We start from the raw sequence: 24197 nt of genomic DNA on the forward strand, positions 1-24197 counted from the left end.
CCCTGGGGGTTAGGTCTGTATTCTATGCAACTTAGAACCGCTATAAAAGAATGTAGAGAGGTAGCACTGCTACCTCTCTACAAGGGTAATAACGCGTATTTAATTTCACCAGAGTCTATTAGAGAACTGGGTTGAGTAACTTGTAAATAGACGAAATTTTGTGTAGGGTGGGCATTACCCCACCCCAAATTATTATCCAATTACCTCAGCAGTCTTCTTCTTATCCAACTTCAGAATCAACACACCCAAAGGTGGTAAACACAAATCCAGTGAATAAGGACGACTGTGCAAAGACCAATCATCCGTCCATTTGCCACCTAGGTTGCCCATATTACTGCCGCCATACTGACGTGCATCACTATTGAACAACTCAGTATAAAATCCCTTTTGCGGTACACCGATACGGTAATGAGAATGGGGTTGTGGTGTAAAATTACAAACCACGATCGCAAAATCATCAGAATCCTTGTCACGACGCATGAAGGAAACTACACTATGGCGATTGTCGCTACAATCAATCCACTCAAACCCCGGTTCAGCAAAATCCTGGGTATACAAAACTGGCTCAGAACGATAGAGATGGTTCAACTCTTGGAAAAACGTTTTTAACTTTTGGTGGGCTTCATGCTGTAATAAATGCCACTCCAAATCTGCCCAAGCATTCCACTCACTCCACTGCCCAAACTCCATGCTCATAAACATGGTTTTCTTGCCTGGGTGAGCAAACATATAGCTAAATAAACAACGCACATTAGCTAACTTCTGCCATGTATCCCCCGGCATTTTACCGATGATATTGCTCTTACCATGCACCACTTCATCGTGAGACAGCGCCAGCATGAAGTTCTCGCTGTGGTTGTACCACATACTAAAAGTGATATTGTTTTGGTGGAACTGGCGGAACCAAGGGTCCATGCTGAAGTAATCCAGCATATCGTGCATCCAGCCCATATCCCACTTCAAGTTAAAGCCCAGTCCGCCTGTGTAGGTAGGCCAAGATACCATTGGCCAGGAAGTAGATTCTTCCGCAATTGAGAGAATACCAGGGAAATAGCTAAAGATAATGTGATTTACCTGACGCAGAAAATCTGCTGCTTCTAAGTTTTCTCTGCCACCGTACTGATTGGGCAGCCATTCTCCTGGTTCGCGGCAATAGTCGTTGTAGAGCATTGAGGCAACAGCATCGACACGAATGCCGTCAATGTGGTATTTATCAAACCAGAAGAGGGCATTTGCTGCTAAGAAATTACAGACTTCACGGCGACCGTAGTTGAACACCAAAGTACCCCATCCTTTGTGTTCGCCTTTGCGGGGGTCAGCGTGTTCGTACAGGTGGCTACCATCAAAGAAAGCTAAACCATGTCCATCTTTGGGGAAGTGACCGGGAACCCAATCCACAATTACCCCTACATCATTTTGGTGACATTTGTCAACAAAATACATGAAATCTTCAGGGCTGCCAAAACGGGAGGTAGGGGCATAGTAACCAGTTACTTGATAACCCCAAGAACCATCAAAGGGATGCTCCGCAATGGGCAACATTTCTATGTGGGTGTATCCTAATTCTTTGACATAAGGAATGAGTCGGTCAGCTAGTTCTCGGTAGGTAAGGAAGCGTGCGCCCGGTTTCAGTTCCGAAACAACAACTACAGGTTCAGTTTCACCATTGGGGAGTTTAGCTGGTTCTGCACTCGAAGCGTGTAACCAAGAGCCTAAATGCACTTCGTAAACTGAAACTGGCTGAGTTAGCGGCTCAGTGCGACGCCGCTTTTCCATCCAGTCTTCATCACTCCAACTGTAAGTATCTAAATCAGTGACAATGGATGCCGTTTTCGGACGGGGTTCCTGCTGGAAACCGTAGGGATCGGATTTTTCGTAAATGTGTCCTTCAAAATTTTTGATTTCATATTTGTAAGACTCCCCTACACCAATTTCAGGAATAAACAATTCCCAAACTCCGGTGGGGCCTTTACGCATCTGGTTTTTACGTCCATCCCAGAGATTAAAATCTCCCAACAATGAAACATTACGAGCGTTAGGTGCCCAAACGGCAAAATAAACACCTTTAACGCCGTCTATTTCCGTGGGGTGCGCTCCTAGTTTTTCATATATCCGGTGATGGTTGCCTTCACCAAACAAATGCAAGTCAAAGTCTGTCAAGCGGGGAGAACGGAAAGCGTAAGGGTCATAAATGACACGCTCATGTTCTCCTTCTTTAATCCGTAACTGGTAGTTTGCCAGTTCGGCAGTTTCAATGGTGCATTCAAAAAAGTGAGGATCGTGCACCGTTTGCATTGGGTATTCTTTACGTTGTTCAGGAAGAACGACCCATGCTGCACTTGCATTTGGTAAGTAGGCCCGCACAGCCCAGACAGTTTTACCGTCTTGTTCTATGGGATGAGAACCTAGTATTTCAAAGGGATCGTTATGCTGATTCCAAACGATGCTGTTAACCTGTTCAGGGGCGATCGTGGTCATGGACATGAAGCTACCTAAGTGAAATAACGTGATTGACTAAATCTACTTTTTTAATATCTATATATATTCTTTACATTTATTTGCAATTTTGTCGCCACCGTTATCCTACATCAGAATGGGGTATTGAGCATGAGGCATAGGGCATAGGGCATAGGGCAAAACAGTTCCGAGTGCTGAGTAGGGAATCTCACTTCTTTACTCAGAACTCAGCACGGGCTAAACCCTAGCTATCCGGTAACATAACTGGGCACTATTGAGGGGTATTGGGCAGAGGATGAATGACAAATTTATCAAAAATTTAAAAATGGAAAAAACTGGAATAAGGTTTTACGTAAGCGAAGCAAGAAAATTTGTTCTCGAATTTTGGGGTCTAGTTTTGGTGGCGGGACCTCTTGCAGCTGGGCTTGCAATTGGATATACTCGGCAGCTGTTAGGGATTTGCCATCAACAGGCGATCGCGCTTCTATAATAATCTTTGTCCGTAATATTTCTTCTGGTGTATCTTCTGGTGGCGGTAATGCTATTGCTGCCGATCTCCAATAGCTACTTAAAACAATCGAAGTTAAAGTAATTACAATTAAGCTCAGTAACTTTATAGATTTTCTCGTTTTAACTCTCCTCATCTCCTGAACTACCTTCACAACGCAGGATGAAAATCTGTTTTTCCCATGCCCAAATTTTCCCAATAAAAATCTGGCAACATCAAGGGAGATTACCAAGTCTTTCCTGATACGGAATAGACTACAGGAATGCTCAAGAGCAATTGCCAGCGATCGCAATAAATTATTTTACCCTCTCAAAACTCAGTAGTATAAGCAATTTAAAATGCCAAACGAGGGAAGTACCTGCCGACAAAATAGCTTAGATTGACTCAACTCTCTTGGACTGGTAACAAGGTTTGAGCGGGTGGGAATTTCAGGAGGACACTTGGTAGAGGACATAACCCTCTTTACCAGTGTCCTCTACTTACTGCCCTACTTAGTTGATATTTGAGCAAACTCTAGGCTCGGATAAACCATCATAAAAATGAGGCTTTTTCGTGAACCCAATTAATTCGAGCGATATTTCCAGCTATGTAGTGAGGAATGCTGTCACTAAGTAGTTCTGGGTGCGATTTAAACTAAAGTTTAAGATGCCTTATTTAGGAGTCGCTGCGGGAGTCGCTGCGGGAGTTGCTGCGGGGGTAGCAGCAGGAGTAGTTTTAACAGCAGGTGCATCAGTTGGTTCACCTGTAGCAGCTGGAGTAGCAGTACCAGCACCATCACCACCACCACCTTCACAGGCCCCAAGAATTGCAGCCAGACTTAACATTAAAGCAAAACCAAAGATTTTTGTTTTCATAACTCCTCTTTCACCAATTGTGGCTAGAACAATTTTTCGCCTGTTGAATACGATACCGTATTTATTGCTTTTTTTAAATTCTGCGAGATTACATACTTAAAAAAAACAATCCTTTGGGGTATTGTTTTTGGAATTACGTATCCTGATTAGTTTCTCTTAACTCAGGAGCAAAACGAGAATGTACCAAATTATTTAGCAAACGGAGCTATGATAGCAAAAAATTTTATTTTTTTCACAGAGTATTGCATATTGCTACGTGAGGTTGCCATACTTTAGGTGCGATACCTAAAGGGTAAGCTGTCCAGTTTCTAATCGCTGATTGCAAACATTGCATCTCTAGGGGATGCAAACATTGATACAGCTACCTATCAGAAAAGTTAAAAGGGTATAGTCTGTTATGTGTGCTGGTTGCACAGAAGGTGATTTTAACCTGAGCAAAAACAGACAATCAATCTAAAGTGCAGTATTTCCCATCTAAAAAAATTTAAAAATTTATGGTAGTTGCTCGTAAATCTACTGTTTCTACAAGGGGTAATTGGTTCTGGCGAGATTCTATCCTTTCTTTAGGAAGGCGACGCTCTGCGCGTATGGAGTCAGCAACACAGAGCGCTTCTACACCAGTATCCTCTCAAAAACAACAGCGTTCCTCAAAAAAATTAGCGGTTTCTCCCACAAATGAGGCAGTTATAGCCAAATCAGGGAAACAGTTGGGTAGACAACAATTACCAAATCTCAATGAGCAGTTGAATAGGAACCAAAAGAGTCCGGGGGAAGGTTTTCTTGGGCTTCCCACAATGCCGAATTCTGGATCTGCACCTTTGTGGTTGCTGCGCTTGTATACCTTTCATCGTTATTCGTCAGTTGTGGCGTTCTTGTTAGTAGCATCGACACTTGCTGTTTATGCTTGGACAGTCTATTCTCAGGAGCTTTGGGGTCAGTCATATCGCAGACTGCAAAACCTCCAACGTCATGAACGGCTGCTAACGACAACCAACGCGACGCTGAAAAATAAAATGGCTAATGAAGCAGAACAACCAACAGCAGGGCTGGTATCGCCAACTCCTGAAAGAATGATTTTCTTGCCTCCAGCATCTCAGAGTCCTAAGCCAGCATCGCCTAACACAACGCCAAATTCTGAAACGCAACCGCAAACACTCTCGCCACTGGGATACTAATCTCTAAGAGTCATTTGTCATTTGTCATTAGTCATTAGTCATTAGGACTGAGACTTCTGGTTAATCACAAAAGGCAACAGACAAAGGACAAAGGACAAACCCAATGCAGAAGTCACCAAAGAAAACAAAATTCAGAAAGTTTCGGAATTTAAAATTTACAGGGCGACACAAGGACAAGGGTGATAAACGAGGGCTTTTGGGAAAATTAGCCTCTAGTATGCAAGACCCAACATCCAACACTAAGTCCCGACTGTTCATTGTTTGGGGCATATTAATGGTATCAGGGTTGGGGTTGACTATTAACTTGTATAATCTCCAAATTGTCAAGGGATCAAAGTTAACCGAGTATGCACGCAACCAGCAAATGGTGAGTGTGCGACCTTTTATGCCCCGTCGCCCAGTGGTAGATCGCAATAGCGATCTGTTGGCTATTGACCGTCCTGTATATACTTTGTACGCTCATCCCAAGCTGTTTGATAAGTCTAATGAAGATATGGCAGAGCGACTTGCGCCAATTTTGGCAAAAGATACTGCTGAATTGGTGAAAACTTTTCAAAGCAAAAGAAGCGGAATTATACTTGCGCCAGCCTTACCAGAAGAAATTATCGATCGCGTCATCTCTTTGCGCTTAAATGGCCTGGAGTGGACTCAAAAATACTCCCGATTTTACCCACCAGACGATTTGGTTGCTGATGTGGTGGGCTATGTGAATGTTGACCGCCGTGGTCAAGCTGGTGTGGAATACTCTCAAGAGAAGTTGCTAGAACGTCCCGTGCAAACGGTGCGGCTCAGTCGGTCGGGTAATGGGGTCTTGATGCCGGATCGGGCGCCCGAAGGCTTTTTGCATTTTGACGATTTGCGATTACAACTCACTATCGATAGTCGTCTACAACGAATTGCCCGCGTTGCGCTCAAACAACAAATGGAGAAGTTTGACGCTAAACGTGGAGCGGTAATTGTCATGGATGCATTGGATGGTTCGTTACTTGCCCTCGTTTCTCAGCCTACTTATAATCCTAATGAATATGCTAAATCTGATATTTCACTATTTAAAAACTGGACAGTAGCGGATCTTTATGAACCAGGATCGACTTTTAAGCCTTTGAATGTGGCGATCGCTCTGGAAAATGGCATCATCAAACCAGATGATATGTTTAATGACTCCGGTTCGATTCGAGTCGCTAATTACACCATCAAAAATGCCATGAATAATGGGAATGGGCGAATCAGCATCGCTCAGATTTTGCAATATTCTAGCAATATTGGCATGGTGCAAATTATCCAACGTTTAAAGCCTTCAATTTATTACAACTGGTTAGAACGCTTAGGATTAGGACAAAAAGTAGATACAGATTTACCTTTTGAAGTCGGCGGACGGCTCAAAAGTCAAGAAGAATTTATCGCTTCGCCAATTGAAGCAGCTACTACTTCCTTTGGACAAGGCTTTTCCATGACACCGTTACAGCTAGTGCAAATGCACGGTGCTTTAGCTAATGGCGGTAAGTTAGTTACACCCCATGTAGTTCGCGGGTTGATTGATAGCAAAGGGCAGATGCATGATTCACCTACTCACACCATCCCCCGCCAAATTTTTTCAACCGCAACAACTCAAAAGGTTGTGGAAATGATGGAAACTGTTGTTACTCAAGGTAGCGGTAAGCCGGCACAAATTCCGGGATATCGCATTGCTGGTAAAACTGGTACAGCCCAAAAAGCTAGTCCTAATGGCGGATACATCAAGGGTGCGAGAATGACCAGTTTCGTGGCTATTTTACCCGTGGAATCTCCTCGCTATGTAGTGTTTGCACTGGTGGATGAGCCAAAAGGAGAAAGTGCTTATGGTTCTACTGTCGCCGCGCCAATTGTAAAGTCGGTGATCGAAGCACTTATTCCTCTTGAGCAGATTCCACCCAGTAAGGCAATTGAGCAACGGACGCAAGTACCGTAGGGAGTGGGAATTGAAGAGGGGAATAGGGTACAGGTTACAGGTTACAGGGTATAGGTTACAGGGTATAGGGTACAGGTTATTAGACCTCTTGCATAAGTCGAATAGACCCCACTTAATCCCCCCTTATAAAGGGGGGAAACTTGAAATTTTGCTCCCTCCCCTTTATAAGGGGAGGGTTGGGGAGGGGTGATTCAACGATTTTTGCAAGAGGTCTATTCCCTATCACCTGTCATCTCTTCCCTAATCTTGAAACTTAATCTTTCTCTATAACCAGGGAAAGAGGTACAGAAAGCTACTGGTGTGGAAACCTAGATATTAGAGGTGAAAGTAATTTATCACTTTTCTAAAGCTACCGAAGATTCCATGCAAAGCAATTTAGTTATATTTTCTAACGCTGGGGCTGCAAAAGAGAGCACACACACTGTAGAAAAAACAATTACCAACTACGACCGTGCTGAGGAGCAATTTATAGAACTGCTAGCAATGGAGGATTTGGACAAGAAACTGGATGCAAAACCTTCAATAGCCAGCGAGTTTGAACAGGCGCTTTCAACAGCAATGCGTGCGGCCTATAGAAACGATCGCTCTGATGAACAGGCTCACCGTTTTCTGCAACGGATACTTTATCGAATCAATCGGCTAAAGCTGTTTTGGTACGACGATTTGCGGCATTATAACAATGAGCGATCGCTATATTTGCACTCTTGTCGTGACCAAATTGAAGCTGCTTGGCAACAGTGGGAACTAGCACAAATCGATGTGGCTGCACTGCAACAATTGGATGTAAAACAAGCTTTAATTGAGCGTGCATCTGCCGATTTAAATCCGCCTTTGTCGGAGAATAGCCGCTACATTCGTGAGGAAATGACTGAAGCTGGTTATCGTCACTTGCTAGCGATCGGCTCCTTTGATGGTTTGGTTGAAGGTAGTCGTCTTTGCTACGTATTGGGTGGTGCTGCTAATGAAATCCAGTGTACGCTGGTGCGAGTACTACTAGAAGAATACGGCAATGGTCGTTTATCCCGCAAGCACTCGACATTTTTTGCTCAAATGCTGGCTGAGTTTGGAATGAACACTGAACCAGAAGGATATTTCGATTTAGTACCTTGGGAAGTCTTAGCTTGCGATAATCATAACTTTCTGACTACCGATCGCAAACGCTATTTCCTACGTTACAATGGCGCGTTGACGTATTTTGAGGTGGCTGGTCCTGCGGCTTACAAAAACTATCTAGCGGCGGCGCAACGATTGGAACTATCAGAGGCGGCGATGGGTTATTGGGAACTACACATCAAGGAAGATGAACGCCACGGTCGTTGGATGTTAGATGATGTTGCTTTGTCTTTGGCAGAACGATATCCCAATGATGCGTGGGAACTGCTGCTTGGCTATGACCAAGAAAAACTAATGGGCGATCGCGCCGCTGGTGCTGTTGTGCGATCAATACGCGAAGCGGAATAAGCCGCTTTACTCCTATGAGCAATCCCAAAAATTATAAATAGCAGGTTATTCTTAGCATTTTAATTTGACATTTTAAGTCATTTTATTGCTAATTCTCTTGCAAAGAAATTTTTTTAGCAACCCTTTGCTAAAGGAACAGTTATTTATTGCCTGAATGCAAGGTAATAAATAACCTCCTAATAGATTGATTATACCTTACACTTTGAATTTTCGTCAAATGAAAGATATCTTTTTTTGTCCTGAAGAATCTAATTTCTACTCCAACTGCTTAGAAAGTTTTGTGATCAGAAATTGTCAAAATTCTGAATCTATTGTGGAGTTTGGCTCAGGAGATGGCAGCCCTGTAATTAATACCTTATTGAGAAACAATTTTGATGGAATCATCCAGGGATTTGAATTAAATACTTCTGCATGGAAAGTCGCAAATTCGACCATTGATGAATACAATCTCACTAATAAATACATCATCCACAATTCATCTTTGTTTAATTCTTCTCAACCCGATGCCGAGTATCTTGTAGCTAATCCGCCCTATCTTCCCGCACCAGATAACGATATTTATATGCCACTTCTGTTTGGGGGTGTAGATGGAGCCACTGTTACCAATGAGCTTTTATCGCTAGATTATGAAAATGTATTGGTTTTAATATCTAGCTTTTCTAATCCAATCAATACATTGAACATAGCAAAACAAAATGGTTATTATGTTCAAAACTTCATGGTGTTACCTTTACAGTTTGGCTACTATAGCTCTGACCCTAAGGTAAAGAAGCACATCGAAAAACTCCAAAAAAATCAGATGGCATTTTATTCTGGCGATTATTATTTTTTAGCTGGAGTTTTATTTAAGAAATGCCAGGAGTCTGCAATTGATTTATCTAATCAATTAGCTCAGGTGATGACTAGTTTGTGAAAATCAAGAATAAGTTAAGTGATGTTATCCCTTGCCTAAAGTACAGATGTGTCTCGAAGCCACGCTTAGAGACATATCCTCAAAGATTTTCAACGAGCATTTTTATAAATCCATATTCCCAAGTAATCATTTTGTCTGCCTGAAGTTATTGCATTAACTTCTTTGTTGTATGGCTGCACTCTTAGAGTGAGCTTTGCGCTTAAATGCAGCAAATAAAATTACACCAGCGCCGAACGACAAAATAGGAACACCTGAAGTTGGTTCCGCTACAGAGACAGATGAGATTGGTGTCAACAGGAATGCGTGTAATTCACCATTAACTGCACCACGACCGACAATTTGTCCATTATTATTAATGGCAGATGCCGCTGTCAAGGTAAAGCCACCCTCTGAACTAGGAGCAATCAGGTTATTTAAGTCGTACAGAGTCTTATCACTATAAAGAAAAGCCCGCAAACCGTTGCCAACTGCGGCAAAAAAGTTATTGTTAGTGCCAGAAAACCCGACTACTTGACCCAAATTATTAATCCCCAAACCAGTACTAAACAAATCTGTAGGACGTAACCTACCAAGGTCTTGGAGTCCCGTGCTAGAACTGTACACAAAAGCACGACTATCATTTACGCCAGTGAGTCCCGAACTACCAACTACTTGTCCTGAGTCATTAACATCGTTTGCTTGACTGTAGGTGTCACCTGGCAAAGTTCCCAAGTTAGTAGTTTGTCCGTTTTCATACAGAAAAGCTCTTCCTGAATTGAGAATACCTACTGCTTGTCCCAAGTTATTTAAACCGTAAGCAACAGTACCAAGAGTTCCTATGCTGGTTGCTACACCATCACCGTACAAAAAAGGCCCAAGTCCGCTCGCTCCCCCTACTACTTGGGTGCGATCGTTAATTGCATAAGGAATAGCATCTTGAATTGGGAGAGGTTGGGTGAGGCCATTGCTGTACAGGAAAGGCTTATTTCCAGTAAAGTTATTACTATTAGCCGAATTACCAACTACTTGCCCCAAGTTATTGATACCAGTCACTGCAAGTTGATTATCACCAGGCAACGGACTAATTGTTTTGAGCGAACCATTGTTGTAAAAAAAAGACCTACCCAAAGTATTAATGGCTACCTCACCTGAGTCATTAATATCTGTAGCGTAACTGTAGGCTTCTCCCGTAAGAGCGCCTAAGTCAGTGACTGAGTATAAAGATACCGCCAATGCCGATTTAGATGCAGCAAGACTAATTGCGGTGAAGGTAATTGCTGCTATACAGGATTTCCACTTAAGTAAAACCATGTTACTTTTCTGTGATTTTGTATTACCCTACTAAATTACCACTGAAGAGTAGAGTGGCAAGCTGCCGTATCTGGGTAGTCGCTAAATACGCCATCAACACCTAAGCTGAAAAATAGTTCATATTCACCTTGGGGATTTCCTTGAAAGTCCAGTGGCAAAAAACAGTCTTCATTGCGGAAAGTCCAGACATGAACCAGCAAACCACCCGCATGAGCATCTATAACTAAAGATGTAGGCGGTCGCAATTTATCATTGCTATCTCTAGGAACTAGTAAATTTTTATGAATTCCAATCGCTTTTGCATATTTGGCAATTTCTGCCAAACCTGATGCTGTAACTAAATCTGCATAAGTTTGTTCATTGCCACTAACGACAAAATCATAAGGTTTACCACTGTTATTCAGCAATTGCACCAGAGGTAAATCAGTCTTTGTGGATAAATCTTGTAAATTACCTACTTCAAAAGACTGAATAAAAATAGGTGCGTTAGCTCCCTGATAACCGTTGGCTGTTAAAGTTGCAAGTAAGGGTGCTTCTAGAGCTAACCCAATCGATTGAAAGTAAGTTGGGTGCTTAGTTTCTGGGTAAATGCCAATCGCCTGATTAATTTCGCCACTTTTAACCCTGACTAAATTGATGATTTCTTGCAGTGTGGGGATTTCAAAAAGTCCATCATAGGCGGTATTTTGCGATCGCACTTGGGGAATTCGCTCTTTAGCTCGTAATGTTTTCAGTTCTGTTAGGGTAAAGTCTTCGGTAAACCAGCCAGTTTTTGATTCGCCATCAGTTATTTTAGTGGTTTTAAGATGAGCAAATTCTGGATGGCTTGCAACGTCGGTGGTTTCAGAAATCTCATTTTCGTGACGAGCAATTAGAATACCATCTTTGGTGGAAACTAAATCAGGTTCAATATAATCAGCCCCTAGTGCGATCGCTAACTCATAAGCAGCTAAAGTATGCTCTGGACGATAGCCGCTAGCACCTCGGTGTGCAATGATAATTGGAGATGCACCTTGCAAAGTTGTAGTCATTACTTTACCTACCTACACAAAAGTAAGCTACCCGTCCCATGTAGTAAAGAAGCAGTTAGTTACAAAGTTTGACGCTGTAGCTACTTACGTCAACTAATAGATATATTTGACCAACTTTTTTGTCAACCGTATTGGATTAACGATATTGCGTTAATAAGTATCAAAGGTAGATAAATCCAGTTCCAATACATCGATTGAGAACCGGAAAAACTCACCATTCAATACAGTTTAGTTCTCTATCGAACTAAAAAACAAGTATTTTTAGTTTTGCGATCGCTACTCAACCTAAAATTATTTTTAACTTAACTGTAACTAAGTCAAGATAAATAAAACTGTCTAAAGAGGGTTGTAATTTGTCATTGGTAATAGTTTAAAGAATCTTTACCAAGAATATAGTTATGTTTCTTCCCACTGGCTTACTTGTTGCTGATAGTTGAATTATTCAACAAATATTAAATTAATCAAATTTTTCACGTTAGTACACTAAGTCGATAAAGTTTTAGTACTATTTGAAAAACTAATTATTGGACAAGAAGTATTGCTATAAAATCATAAATCTGTCATATTGAAGAGTCTCATTATTCCCTAACTATATAAACAAATTCACGGATAAAATCGGATTTCTAGATAATTAATTTGTTTTATTGTTCTTTAACAGCAATTAATTTACACCTATGAACAGCCTGCAATCTGCTAAACCTCCAAAGCTTGATAGTTGTAATAACCAAGTTATTTTCGATTACTTTGAGAATGCTTGGCAACTGGAAGATATGTTATTGAAAAGTCTAGTTGGAGAAGAGACATTTTATCTCAATCCTGACCCTTTGAGAAATCCTTTAATTTTTTATCTGGGGCATTCGGCAATTTTCTACATCAATAAATTAATTCAGGTGGGGTTATTAGAAAAACGCCTCAATCCAGAGTATGAAATTTTGTTTGAAATTGGAGTAGATCCAGAAAAACCAGAAGAGTTGAATGCAGCGATCGCGCATTTGGAATGGCCGCAAGTCTCACAAACTTGGGAATATCGAGAACAAGCATATTCCGTAATTTCCGAACTAATTAAGACAACCCCAATTACTCTGCCAATTCATCCCAATCATCCCCTTTGGGCTTTAATGATGGGGATTGAACACCAACGTATTCACATTGAAACTTCTTCGATGTTAATTCGCCAACTGCCGATTGAGAGAGTGAAACGTCCTCAAAATTGGCAATATGCTCCTTTTAATGGTTACACTCCTCAGAACGAAATGATAGAAGTTGCTGGTGGGGTAGTAAAACTCGGTAAAGCCTTAGATGATTCAACTTATGGATGGGATATTGATTATGGCGATCGCACTGTTGAAGTTGCACCCTTTTTTGCTAGTAAATATCTGATTACTAATTCCGATTTTATCTATTTTGTCAAGGCTGGTGGCTACGAAAATCAAGAATATTGGGATGAAGAATCTTGGAATTGGAAAACTCGATACAATATTCAATGTCCTAAATTTTGGTTACATGAAAATGGTAGCTACAAATATCGAGCTATGTTTGATGAAATCGACTTACCCTTAGATTGGCCTGTGGAAGTCAATCACTATGAAGCAATGGCTTATTGTCGTTGGCAAGGGAAAGATACTCGTTTAATGAGTGAATCAGAATACCATTTAGCAACTTATGGTAATAGTTTGTTAGATCGTGTAGAAAATTATAATCTCAATTTAAAATTTGGCTCTCCTACTCCCGTTGGAATGTTAGAAACAGCCAAAAGCTCTTCAGGATTGTACGATTTGCGTGGTAATGTTTGGGAATGGTTGCGTAATAACTTAAACCCGCTTGCCGGATATCAACCTCATTTTCTTTATGAAGATAATTCTGCCATCTTTTTTGACAATCAACATCAAATGATGTTAGGAGGATGTTGGATAACTAATGGTACAGAAGCTTTAAAATATTACCGCAACTGGTTCCGTCCAAACTTTTATCAGCACGCTGGTTTTCGGATTGTTCAAGATATCAAAAATTAATAGAATATGCCTCAGCCACATACTATAAGGTTACAGAAATGCAAAAATTTTTGAATTTCTGTTTTGAGATCGAATTTTATCTAAAGATCGCTATTAGTTGTACGATTGTTCAGCAGGTATTTTATTTGCTGTTAAACCATATCGAGATCAATTTTATAACCCAGGTGTTGTTGTACTGGCTCCTTGGTTCTATCTCATTTTATAGTATTGGCATCCTCATTGAAAAAGGAATCAAAAGCAACGATGTTTTGAGGGATAAGCTGACTGCAAGAGTCAAGACAGTCAAAAATCAACCATTTCCTTCCTTTACTATCCAAGGCATCATAATAGGAGAAATTAAAGCTTTTCTATCAGCATTAATAGTTCTATATCTAGCTCCAGAGGTTCATAGAGGAAATAGCTTACTCCTAAACCTTGGATGGTTCTTGATGAGAATAGTTGCTGCTGATTTTTGCTTTTATGTTGCTCATCGGCTCTTGCACACAAGATTTTTGCAGAAAATCCATCTTAAACATCATGAGTTTCGTGACTCATCAAGTTTTGTTGCTGGACACAAGAGTCTTGTTGAATATATTATTGTTACGATCGCTGATGTTTTACCTATTTTTATATTTGGATATGACATCACTCAACTGTGTGCATGGAGCGTTATAGGCAATGCTTACAACCTAGAAGGTCATAGTTCTTTGTCAATATTTTTCATTCCATCAGATTTCCACGATCTTCATCACACTTGTTTTAATGGAAACTATGGCATTCAGGGATTTTGGGACAGAATATTCAACACACTGAATCCTCCTACCAAGAAGCCGGGAATTATGTTTCCTGTGAGTCTTATCGAGGATAAGTAGAGCGACGCAAATAAAGCTAACTGCTAGAGATTGTGATTTATCATTTTTCCTCTATTGTTTGTAAGCATTTCAGGTCTATTTACATCTCATAATATAGTTTTGTTTATTCTTACCGACTTAGTTGTAAATATTAAATCTGTCTATTATTGATGACACCGAAAAAACAAAATATTTACCACTTAATGATAGAATTATTATTAATAACAATTAGGAACGTTAGTTAGTTTGACGATTGACAATATAACCCTGAAATTAGTTCACTTTTATGCTCATGTCTGAGCATACTAATCATTTTGGCTGAAATTCAGTCTCGTAATCTTTGTTTTTTTATTACTGAACTGGCTTGTTAACAAATTATTCAAGCTATTTACTAAGATATTTATAGTTAAAAGCGAAGATAGAAGTATCAAAATCCTACGCCGAAACATCATAGAGTTATTGTTACTTAGTTGCTTGGTGTCGTCCGTTTTGATTGTGGGTGCTAATAATTATCTAGTTTATCGTCGCGAAAACCTTTAGCAATATACGCTTTTATTAATTAAGCGTGTCCCCTAAGTATTTTGGGTGACACTAAGAATTGGCATAGGTCAGAGCATTGGCACTTTTATTTTAACGGCGATCGCAAATCCTAAACTTAACACAGCGAATGGTACAATTTGGATTGGATTAATCCGAACTTCCTTTACCTTTTAATTGCAATGCGAAAAAAGACATGAAATTATGAAAATCGGATTAGTAGAACTTACCCAACTAAAAATCATAAATTCTGAAGGCACTAACTGGACGCAACAAAACCAATATTCTTTATGCGATCGCATTCTCTATGGATGTAAAGAAACATTATTCAAGCAATTAGTTTGATGCAAATTGACAATACCTTGCGTTTCAAAGGAATAATTCTGCTTATCCTTGTCAATATAATCGGTGCTACAACTTTTCCATTGACTAAAGACATCGTTAGTAACCTTCCACCAAGTGTATTGATTGCCAGCCGTTTTGTCATAGCGGCTGGAGTTTTTACCCTAAATTTACGTAATCTGAATGCACTTTTATTGCGTGATGGTACAGTACTAGGGTTTTTACTTTTCTTTTACTTAGCTATAGAAACAATTGCACTTAAGACTATACCAGCAAATCGAGCGGTATTCATTGCCAGTTTGAACACACTTATTGTCCCGCTGCTGGGATGGCTGAGTGGTCAGCGCGTACTCTTGAAAACTTTCCTAGCTGCTGGAGTAGCTGTAATCGGTATTGGTGTGATGTTTTGGGAAGGGGGAGAACTAGGAATTGGCGATCTATTAATGTTCGTTGATGCTTTTGTCTATGCAGCCTACATACTTTTCCTAGAGCGAGTCGCCTGCCATCACCCCACTTTAACACTTACTAGTGTTCAACTTTTGTTCATTGCAACGATAGGGGTACTCTGGAGTAACACACAAATCTTTAACCAATTTGAGGTAATTCGCCAGCACTGGGGAGTGATTCTCTACTTAGGGTTGTTGGCGACGGCTGCTGTTATCTGGCTGCAAACATTGGCACAGCAATGGGTTTCATCTGACGAAGCTGCTTTACTTTTTACACTTGAGCCATTGTTTGCCACAATTTTCTCGTTTTGGCTACTTGGAGAACATCTGGGAATACGCGGTTTAATTGGCGCGATTCTTGTCTTAGTTGCTCTGCTTCTAAGTCAAAGCCCTCAAAAGATTGAGCCGGAAGGAAAAGTTGAGGTCCAGAGCGGTTAACGGACTGTTACCTCGAAAGTGAAATCTAACTAAGCCAAGTTTGAAACTTGGAAGCTGCAAGAAATTTAAACATAGTGGGTCTTTATTTATGACTACAATAGAGTCGATTTCAGATGGAAAGCTCAATTCTCATGTCACGATTCAAAAAACAGCAAAAGGACGAGGAGTGTTTGCTACAAAAAAATTTGCCCAAGGGGAAACTGTGGTGGTGGGTATCATAATTGAAGAAGTTCCCGAACGAACAATGTATACATTTCAGATGGATTTTAATTTACATGTCCACCTAGATGAGCCTTCTTGGATCATTAACCATTCTTGTAATCCAAATACTGGGGTAAGGAACAATCAGTTTGGAGGATATGACTTCGTTGCTTTGTGCGATATCGAAGCAGATGAAGAAATTACCTGGGACTACGAAACCACTGAATATGAATTAATTGTTGTCTTCGGGTGCTTGTGCGGATCTCTATCCTGTCGAGGGAAAACATTAGGATTCAAATTCCGGGAACAAATGTTGCGTGATACTTATGGAGAGTATATTGCAGATTATCTCAAAACTCAAAGTAAATGATGTTTAGTAATGCATTTGTCTATGCATTAAATCTCTTGTAAAAGTAACTTTTGCAAGAGGTAGGAAAACGGATAAAAAAAATACTCAATTACTTGTTGTGGGGTGGGCGACACGAGAACTAGTAGGCAAAGGCGGGCAAGATGCCCACCCTACAACATTGGATAATTCCTTTAAGCCTTTTTCAACCAGCTAAACATAGCGCGTAAATCTTTACCAACTTCTTCAATTTTGTGTTCAGATTCTTTTCGACGCATGGCGGTAAATCCTGGTTTACCAGATTGGTTTTCGAGAACGAATTCTCGTGCAAATTGCCCAGATTGAATTTCGCTGAGAATTTTCTGCATTTCAGCTTTGGTTTGTTCGGTAACAATCCGCGGGCCACGAGTATAATCGCCATATTCAGCAGTATTAGAAATGCTGTCGCGCATTTTGGCTAAACCGCCTTCTACAACCAAGTCAACAATCAACTTGACTTCATGCAGACATTCAAAATAAGCCAATTCTGGTTGATAACCAGCTTCTACCAAAGTTTCAAATCCGGCTTTGATTAAAGCACTCAAGCCACCGCACAATACCGCTTGTTCGCCAAATAAATCTGTTTCGGTTTCTTCGCGGAAAGTAGTTTCGAGAACACCAGCGCGAGTCCCACCGATACCTTTAGCATAAGACATGGCGCGATCGCGTGCTTGACCACTAGCATCCTGATAAACTGCAAACAGCGCTGGTACGCCTTCTCCACCTTCATAAGTCCGTCGTACCAAATGCCCCGGCCCTTTTGGTGCTACCATCACCACATCTACATTATCCGGTGGTACAACTTGCCCAAAGTGGATATTGAAGCCGTGGGCAAAGGCTAAGACATTCCCTTCTTCTAGATTTGGTTCAATCTCGTTTTTGTAAATCGTTTTTTGGACTTCATCAGGTAACAAAATCATGATGAAATCAGCAGCATTAGCAGCATCTGCAACGTTTTTCACAGTTAAACCAGCCGCTTCAGCTTTTGCAACTGACTTACTACCCGGATATAGTCCCACAATCACATTCAAACCACTATCTTTGAGATTGAGAGCGTGGGCATGACCTTGAGAACCATAGCCGATGATAGCAATAGTTTTTCCAGCCAAAAGGTCTAAATTGGCATCTTCGTCATAATACATCCGGGCCATAGAAGCATCTCCTGTCAGCAAGCATCGTCATTAATTCGCAGGCTTACGATTGTACCCCAAATTGAGTAACACAGATGAACTATCAATCATTCAATTTGGGGACAAATGACAAATGACTAACCCTGTTACATAAATCGCAACAATAGAGGCTTTGAGTTTTACTTCAGTAATACTGGGGTTAACTTCATCCATCTGAGGATAGATTATGCATACTTCGACTAAATTACCGCGCACATCTGCTTTGTTTATAAGTGCGTTATTAGGAGGGGTGATTTTCACCAGTTGCGCTTCTTCGAATCGGTCAACAAATCAGTCTGCACCTCAAATGGCAGCCGATGGCGCGGCAAATCAATTATCTGCTCGTGAAAACAGTATTTCTCAAAAGGCGGAAGGTTCACCAATAGCCCGTTCTCGTCCCCAACTGATCAAAAAGGCAGCAATCTCTTTGACTGTCAACTCTGTAGATCGGTCTATTGATGCTGTTTCGCAAATTATCAATCAACAGCAAGGGGATTTAATCGGCCTGAAACAACAACAACCCAAAAATGACAACCCGCGTTACACAGCAACAATTCAATTGCGGATACCAGAGAATCGGCTAGAACCTACTTTAGAACAACTAGCTAAATTGGGCACTGTTGAGAGTCGTAATATCACTGCCGAAGATGTAGGCGATCGCTTAGTAGATTTCCAAGCTAGATTAACTAATTTGCAGAAAACTGAAGCTAATTTGCAAAAAATTATGGATCGAGCTGGTTCTGTGAGAGATGTGCTTAGTGTTTCCCAAGAACTGAGTAATGTCCGCCAAACTATAGAACAAATTGATGCCCAACTGAAAAACCTCAAAAATCAAGTTGCTTATTCCACCATTACGCTGAACCTAGAAGCAGCAGTTTCTAGCACCAGCCCCCAACCTGCGTTCGGTTTGCAAGTTCAGGAAACTTGGAACAACTCTACCCACTCTTTGAGTGCATTTTCTGTTGGCTTACTCAAGTTGGGCATTTGGTTAATTGTTTACAGTCCCTATTTGTTAATTTTTGTTGCTCTTATCTATGGCTTTAGGCGTTGGCGGCGAACTCATTCACCACGTTTGACACAAACACCAGAATCAACTACTTCTGAGTGAATTCGCATAGATACTACATCTACTTTCGATAAATCTATACAAGCAAAGAGGGATTTAAATATTCCAAGCTCTTATGGTCTGAACCTTTCTCTTAAAAAGTTTTGTTTATCCTGTAGCCTCGATCACTTTAATACTTTTTCAAATGTAAAGAGCAATACAAAAAATATGATGACATTTTTGATACAAATTTGTTAAGAATAGTTACAATAGTCGGCATACACGATAATATTTCTTATGGTAAATTCACTTGACAATAATCCACCCCATCAAGTAGTTATTGTTGGCGGTGGTTTTGGTGGACTTTATGCGGCAAAAACACTCGCCAAAGCGGCAGTAAACGTTACTCTGATTGATAAACGTAACTTTCATCTATTTCAACCCCTTTTATATCAAGTCGCCACAGGTGCGCTATCTCCTGCTGATATATCCTCACCGTTGCGTTCTGTCCTCAGCAAGAGCAAGAATACGAAAGTGCTGCTGGGAGAGGTGAATAATATCGATCCAGAAGCCAAACAAGTCACTGTGGGCGAAGAAGCAATAGCTTACGATACGTTAATTGTCGCCACAGGTGCGAAGCATTCCTACTTTGGCAAAGACAACTGGGAAGAATTCGCCCCAGGTTTGAAAACTGTAGAAGATGCTCTAGAAATGCGTAGCCGGATCTTTTCAGCCTTTGAAGCCGCAGAAAAAGAAACCGATCCAGAAAAGCGCCGTGCTTGGTTAACTTTTGTAATTGTGGGTGGTGGCCCAACAGGTGTAGAGTTAGCTGGTGCGATCGCAGAATTGGCAAATCAAACCCTCAAAGACGATTTCCGTAACATCGACACATCAGAAGCCAAGATTTTGCTATTAGAAGGTCTAGATCGGATTTTGCCACCCTTTGCGCCAGAGTTATCACAAGAAGCAGAAGCATCCTTAACGCGGTTGGGTGTGGTTGTGCAGACAAAAACACTGGTAACAAATATTGAAAACGATGTTGTTACCATCAAACAAGGCGATGAAGTTAAAGAAATTGCCTCAAAAACGGTATTATGGGCAGCAGGTGTGAAAGCTTCGGCAATGGGCAAAGTGCTAGCAGAACACACAGGTGCAGAGTGCGATCGCGCTGGACGGATTATTGTTGAACCTGACTTAAGTATCAAGGGACATCCAAATATTTTTGTAGTTGGCGACTTAGCAAATTTTTCTCATCAAAATGGTAAGCCCTTACCTGGTGTTGCACCTGTAGCCAAGCAAGAAGGTGAATATGTAGCAACATTAATTCAAAAGCAACTTGCAGGTAAAAGTTTGCCACCCTTTGCTTATACCGATCATGGTAGTTTAGCAATGATTGGGCACAATTCTGCTGTAGTAGATTTGGGCTTTATCAAGCTGAAAGGTTTCTTTGCATGGCTGTTTTGGCTGTTGATTCATATCTACTTCTTAATTGAATTTAACAACAAATTAGTAGTAATGATTCAGTGGGCATGGAACTATTTCACGCGTAATCGCGGAGCAAGATTAATTACAGGTAAAGAATCAATTACGGAGTTTGTAATTAGCGAACGCAATTACACATCAGCCGATAATAAACAGCCAGTAAATATCTAAATTGGGTATTGTTAAGTTAAGAGTTAGGAGTTAGGAGTTAGGAGTTATTTCTTTCCCTGGAGGAAGCTGAAGCTACATCTATTCCAGTCTTTTTCTTCTGTACGAGACGCTGCGCGAATAATTTTGAATTTTGAATTTTGAATTTTGAATTGATTTCTCCCCGCCCTCATAAATTAGCAGTAAGCTATTTGAGGGCGTTTTTCATAATCTACATAATGGCAACTATTAACGACAACTACCTGAAACTGAAAGCGGGTTATCTGTTTCCAGAAATTGCTCGGCGGGTGAATGTCTTTGCGGAAGCGAACAGTAATGCTAAAATCATTCGGCTGGGCATTGGCGATGTTACCGAACCTCTGCCAGAGGCTTGCCGCACAGCGATGATTAAAGCTGTGGAAGAAATGGGCGATCGCAATACCTTCAAAGGCTATGGCCCAGAGCAAGGCTACGCTTGGTTGCGGGAGAAAATTGCTACTCATGATTTCCAAGCACGGGGAGCCAATATAGATGCTTCCGAAATCTTTATCTCCGATGGTTCCAAGTGCGACACAGGCAATATTCTAGAAATCTTTGGTCATGACAACATAATTGCCGTGACTGACCCAGTTTACCCTGTGTATGTAGACACTAACGTTATGGTGGGAAATACTGGGGATGCCAACGATAAAGGCGAATTTGAGGGTTTAGTTTATCTACCAATTACGGCTGATAACAACTTCACCGCCGAGATTCCCTCAAAGAAAGTCGATTTAATTTATCTCTGCTTTCCCAATAACCCCACTGGCGCAACTGCTACCAAAGAATATCTCAAAGCATGGGTAGACTATGCCAAAGCTAACAACTCGATTATTTTCTTTGATGCAGCCTACGAAGTTTATATTACCGATCCATCACTTCCCCACTCCATTTATGAAATTGAAGGTGCAAGAGATGTTGCGATCGAATTTCGTTCTTTCTCCAAGAACGCAGGTTTTACAGGAACCCGTTGCGCGTTAACCGTAGTACCGAAGACACTCACAGCAAAAGCCGCCGATGGTTCCGATGTCGAACTGTGGAAACTCTGGAATCGCCGCCAGTCTACCAAATTCAACGGTGTTTCTTATATCATCCAACGGGGAGCCGAAGCGGTTTATTCTGAAGAAGGACAAGCGCAAATCAAAGCATTGGTGAATTTCTATCTAGAAAACGCCAAAATTATTCGTGAGAAACTCACAGCCGCCGGATTATCAGTTTATGGAGGTGTGAATGCACCTTACGTTTGGGTAAAAACGCCTAATGGTTTATCCAGTTGGGAATTCTTCGATAAATTGCTGCAAACTGTCAACGTTGTGGGGACACCTGGTTCTGGCTTTGGTGCTGCCGGTGAAGGTTACTTCCGTATTTCGGCGTTTAACAGCCGTGAGAATGTCGAAGAGGCGATGAAGCGGATTGCCGAGAAGTTTAAGGTGTAGGCGATCGCTTTTGTTAAACTCAATCTATTAGTCTAAAGGTTACGGTGGGCTGTATTATCCACCGCAACCTCATAGATAATTATCGAGATTCAGCTTACTTGTATTTTGGTTATGACTGCTGCTATCCCCGTTTTTAAAGCTGTTAGCCAGATGCAATTAGCACCTGGTAGCACGGTGACAATTCCTGATGTTAGCTGGCAAGAATTTGAATCTATTTTAGAAGAATTGGGAGAAAAAAGAACTACCCGAATTGCCTACAGCCAGGGTACTTTAGAAATTATGGCTCCTTTACCAGAACATGAAATTCCTAAAGATTTAATTTCTGATATTGTCAAAATATTGCTGAAAGCTAAAGATATCAGATATCAACCTTTTGGTTCCACCACTTTTAAACGCCAAGGCGTAGCAGGAGTTGAACCTGATGCTTGCTTTTATATTCAGAATTATCAACAGATGATTGGTCATCGCCGCTTACAACCTGATGATCCACCGCCAGATTTAGCTATTGAGACTGATGTCACATCAAAAACTACTCTCGATGCTTATGAAGCCATTGGAGTTCCAGAATTATGGGTTTACGACAGCGGAAGTCTTTCTATTTATTTGCTGAAAGAGGGAAAATACATAAGATCTAACACCAGCCCTAATTTTGCAGATATAGCTATTACTCAAATTATTCCTGCTGCTGTAGAACGTAGTTGGCAAGTAGGAAGTTTCCACGCTTTAGAAAAATTGGAAGCAATGATTTTGTAAAATTATCAATGCTTTTTGGATCATTTTACTTAATTATGATTGCACTAGTAATAATTACTTGTCAAAATCTATTGAGCTAATGTACATTACAGTTACAGTATTTTTATAAAATAGAGTATAATTACAACTTTTTATGGAACCCCAAAATTTTAATGAATAATATGCAAAAGCTGTACAGTTTCTAATAGATGGAGAAGAAAACGATACAGCAATATTTTTACTATCTTGTGCTTTTTTATCATGGGATTCTGCCTTGTACTGGTTCGATATAAAACTTAAAACTCGACGACCTAATTATGATATTCTTCTTGATAAAGAACATTCTATTACTAAAGCTATTCATCGAGCTTTTGAAGCTATACTACCTCTTGATGAATGGGAAGTTAATAAGCTGTATATAACTCCTGTAATAGAGTTATCGAATATTCCAGATATTCAAGCTGATTGGCGTAATGATTTGCTGAAAAATGCTCTTGGAAGAGATGGAAATAATCAAGGTACATTCATTTCTGATGAAAAAGTAAAAAATTGGAATGGCTTTAAATTTGCATCCCTTAGTGAAGTCCAAGTTGCAAAGGAATTAGATAAACTAGGTGTCTTATTCCTTCCAAACTGCAAAGCGCGATTTAAGGTTGGATATGGACGCGGTGAATGTTATCCAGATTTCCTAATATGTCATCAGGGAAAGTGGGGAATCCTGGAAGTGGACGGTCCACACCACAATACGCAAAGCTATATTCAGCGCGACCGTAGTCGAGATCAATCTTTAAGGGCCTACGGAATATTTATCGAGCGCTTTGATTGGAAAGATTGTCAACAGCAGCCAGATTGTGTAGTTAAGCGTTTTTTAGACCTACTAGATAGTAACAGGTGATTATTAGTAAGTTTAATTAATAGGTAAAGAATATTGATATGAATCAACTAACCTATAATTTAAATAAGGATGCTAGCACTAAAGGTTCGATTTTGCAGGGTAGATACAATGCGATCGCCTTCACGTCGTGCTTACCAAATTAGAATTTTGGGTATCGTTTGACAGAATGACTTTCTGGCTCTGAATACATAGCAAATAACTCACTAAAAGCTTCTTCCCCATTAATCTCTCCACTACTAATAACAAATCGTTCTACTTAAATCGAACCATCCTCAAAAAATTCCACTTCCCATCGTTCACCAGCCACTGCCACATTTACCATAATAGTTTTATCCCGATGATGTACTAAAGTGTAACTAATTGTCTCTTGTTCCAATTTATTTAAAAAAGTAACTAGTTTGCCAAATCCATGATTCTTCATGAG

General features: G+C 40.6%; 22 protein-coding genes. 15 read left to right on the forward strand and 7 right to left on the reverse strand.

The window, feature by feature from the left end:
* Window positions 1–192: 192 nt before the first annotated feature.
* The 3 genes from glgB to V7K44_RS03530 form a co-directional block, all read right to left on the reverse strand.
* Window positions 193–2484, reverse strand: a complete 2292-nt coding sequence (glgB, locus tag V7K44_RS03520; RefSeq protein ID WP_334928680.1) for a 1,4-alpha-glucan branching enzyme — start codon at window positions 2482–2484, stop codon at window positions 193–195.
* 284 nt (window positions 2485–2768) lie between these two features.
* On the reverse strand, window positions 2769–3101 hold the full coding sequence (locus tag V7K44_RS03525) for a hypothetical protein (RefSeq protein ID WP_334928682.1): 333 nt from the start codon (window positions 3099–3101) through the stop codon (window positions 2769–2771).
* Window positions 3102–3615: 514 nt separating this feature from the next.
* On the reverse strand, window positions 3616–3819 hold the full coding sequence (locus V7K44_RS03530; RefSeq protein ID WP_334928684.1) for a hypothetical protein: 204 nt from the start codon (window positions 3817–3819) through the stop codon (window positions 3616–3618).
* Window positions 3820–4313: 494 nt separating this feature from the next.
* Between V7K44_RS03530 and V7K44_RS03535 the strand changes: the two genes are divergently transcribed.
* From V7K44_RS03535 to V7K44_RS03550, 4 genes are all read left to right on the forward strand, one after another.
* Window positions 4314–4994 carry a hypothetical protein gene (locus tag V7K44_RS03535; RefSeq protein WP_334928686.1) on the forward strand — a complete coding sequence of 227 codons (681 nt, stop codon included), beginning with the start codon at window positions 4314–4316 and terminating at the stop codon, window positions 4992–4994.
* A 103-nt stretch (window positions 4995–5097) separates the two neighbouring features.
* Entirely contained in the window at window positions 5098–6942 is a 1845-nt protein-coding gene (locus tag V7K44_RS03540) for a peptidoglycan D,D-transpeptidase FtsI family protein (protein WP_334928688.1), read from the forward strand.
* Between the two features lie 363 nt (window positions 6943–7305).
* Entirely contained in the window at window positions 7306–8403 is a 1098-nt protein-coding gene (locus V7K44_RS03545; protein WP_334928690.1) for an iron-containing redox enzyme family protein, read from the forward strand.
* A 217-nt stretch (window positions 8404–8620) separates the two neighbouring features.
* Entirely contained in the window at window positions 8621–9316 is a 696-nt protein-coding gene (locus tag V7K44_RS03550) for an SAM-dependent methyltransferase (protein ID WP_334928692.1), read from the forward strand.
* Between the two features lie 153 nt (window positions 9317–9469).
* Here V7K44_RS03550 and V7K44_RS03555 read toward each other — a convergent pair whose 3' ends face one another.
* Window positions 9470–10606, reverse strand: a complete 1137-nt coding sequence (locus V7K44_RS03555; protein WP_334928694.1) for a DUF3466 family protein — start codon at window positions 10604–10606, stop codon at window positions 9470–9472.
* A gap of 35 nt (window positions 10607–10641) precedes the next feature.
* The gene (locus V7K44_RS03560; protein ID WP_334928696.1) at window positions 10642–11637 is read right to left on the reverse strand and encodes a glycerophosphodiester phosphodiesterase; all 996 of its coding nucleotides are present in this window, start codon (window positions 11635–11637) and stop codon (window positions 10642–10644) included.
* A gap of 674 nt (window positions 11638–12311) precedes the next feature.
* Between V7K44_RS03560 and ovoA the strand changes: the two genes are divergently transcribed.
* From ovoA to V7K44_RS03590, 6 genes are all read left to right on the forward strand, one after another.
* The gene (ovoA, locus tag V7K44_RS03565; RefSeq protein WP_334928698.1) at window positions 12312–13649 is read left to right on the forward strand and encodes a 5-histidylcysteine sulfoxide synthase; all 1338 of its coding nucleotides are present in this window, start codon (window positions 12312–12314) and stop codon (window positions 13647–13649) included.
* Window positions 13650–13813: 164 nt separating this feature from the next.
* Window positions 13814–14500, forward strand: a complete 687-nt coding sequence (locus V7K44_RS03570; RefSeq protein WP_334928700.1) for a sterol desaturase family protein — start codon at window positions 13814–13816, stop codon at window positions 14498–14500.
* 564 nt (window positions 14501–15064) lie between these two features.
* Window positions 15065–15193: a hypothetical protein gene (locus tag V7K44_RS03575; RefSeq protein ID WP_334928702.1), complete on the forward strand. Its 129-nt coding sequence runs from the start codon at window positions 15065–15067 to the stop codon at window positions 15191–15193.
* Window positions 15194–15220: 27 nt separating this feature from the next.
* The gene (locus V7K44_RS03580) at window positions 15221–15361 is read left to right on the forward strand and encodes a hypothetical protein (protein ID WP_334928704.1); all 141 of its coding nucleotides are present in this window, start codon (window positions 15221–15223) and stop codon (window positions 15359–15361) included.
* Window positions 15361–16242 carry a DMT family transporter gene (locus V7K44_RS03585; protein ID WP_334928706.1) on the forward strand — a complete coding sequence of 294 codons (882 nt, stop codon included), beginning with the start codon at window positions 15361–15363 and terminating at the stop codon, window positions 16240–16242. Before V7K44_RS03580 ends, V7K44_RS03585 begins: the two co-directional genes overlap by 1 nt.
* 88 nt (window positions 16243–16330) lie before the next feature.
* A complete protein-coding gene (locus tag V7K44_RS03590) occupies window positions 16331–16813 on the forward strand; it encodes an SET domain-containing protein (protein ID WP_334928708.1) in 483 nt (160 codons plus the stop codon).
* A 170-nt stretch (window positions 16814–16983) separates the two neighbouring features.
* Here the strand turns inward: V7K44_RS03590 and ilvC are convergent, their stop codons facing one another.
* A complete protein-coding gene (gene ilvC, locus V7K44_RS03595; RefSeq protein ID WP_334928710.1) occupies window positions 16984–17979 on the reverse strand; it encodes a ketol-acid reductoisomerase in 996 nt (331 codons plus the stop codon).
* A 205-nt stretch (window positions 17980–18184) separates the two neighbouring features.
* On the opposite strand from ilvC, the gene V7K44_RS03600 reads away from it, so the two are divergent.
* The 5 genes from V7K44_RS03600 to V7K44_RS03620 all read left to right on the forward strand — a co-directional run bounded on the left by V7K44_RS03600 (window position 18185) and on the right by V7K44_RS03620 (window position 23773).
* Window positions 18185–19105 carry a DUF4349 domain-containing protein gene (locus V7K44_RS03600; protein WP_334928712.1) on the forward strand — a complete coding sequence of 307 codons (921 nt, stop codon included), beginning with the start codon at window positions 18185–18187 and terminating at the stop codon, window positions 19103–19105.
* A 234-nt stretch (window positions 19106–19339) separates the two neighbouring features.
* Complete coding sequence (locus V7K44_RS03605; protein ID WP_334928714.1) at window positions 19340–20695, forward strand: NAD(P)/FAD-dependent oxidoreductase; 1356 nt, start codon at window positions 19340–19342, stop codon at window positions 20693–20695.
* 215 nt (window positions 20696–20910) lie between these two features.
* Window positions 20911–22146: an LL-diaminopimelate aminotransferase gene (locus tag V7K44_RS03610; RefSeq protein WP_334928716.1), complete on the forward strand. Its 1236-nt coding sequence runs from the start codon at window positions 20911–20913 to the stop codon at window positions 22144–22146.
* A gap of 111 nt (window positions 22147–22257) precedes the next feature.
* Window positions 22258–22899 carry a Uma2 family endonuclease gene (locus V7K44_RS03615; RefSeq protein ID WP_334928718.1) on the forward strand — a complete coding sequence of 214 codons (642 nt, stop codon included), beginning with the start codon at window positions 22258–22260 and terminating at the stop codon, window positions 22897–22899.
* 253 nt (window positions 22900–23152) lie between these two features.
* On the forward strand, window positions 23153–23773 hold the full coding sequence (locus tag V7K44_RS03620; RefSeq protein WP_334928720.1) for a DUF559 domain-containing protein: 621 nt from the start codon (window positions 23153–23155) through the stop codon (window positions 23771–23773).
* Between the two features lie 256 nt (window positions 23774–24029).
* On the opposite strand, the gene V7K44_RS03625 is transcribed toward V7K44_RS03620, so the two are convergent.
* A complete protein-coding gene (locus V7K44_RS03625; RefSeq protein WP_334928722.1) occupies window positions 24030–24194 on the reverse strand; it encodes a hypothetical protein in 165 nt (54 codons plus the stop codon).
* Window positions 24195–24197 lie beyond the last annotated feature (3 nt).

It is taken from the genome of Nostoc sp., assembly GCF_036917235.1.
GTDB lineage: Bacteria > Cyanobacteriota > Cyanobacteriia > Cyanobacteriales > Nostocaceae > Nostoc.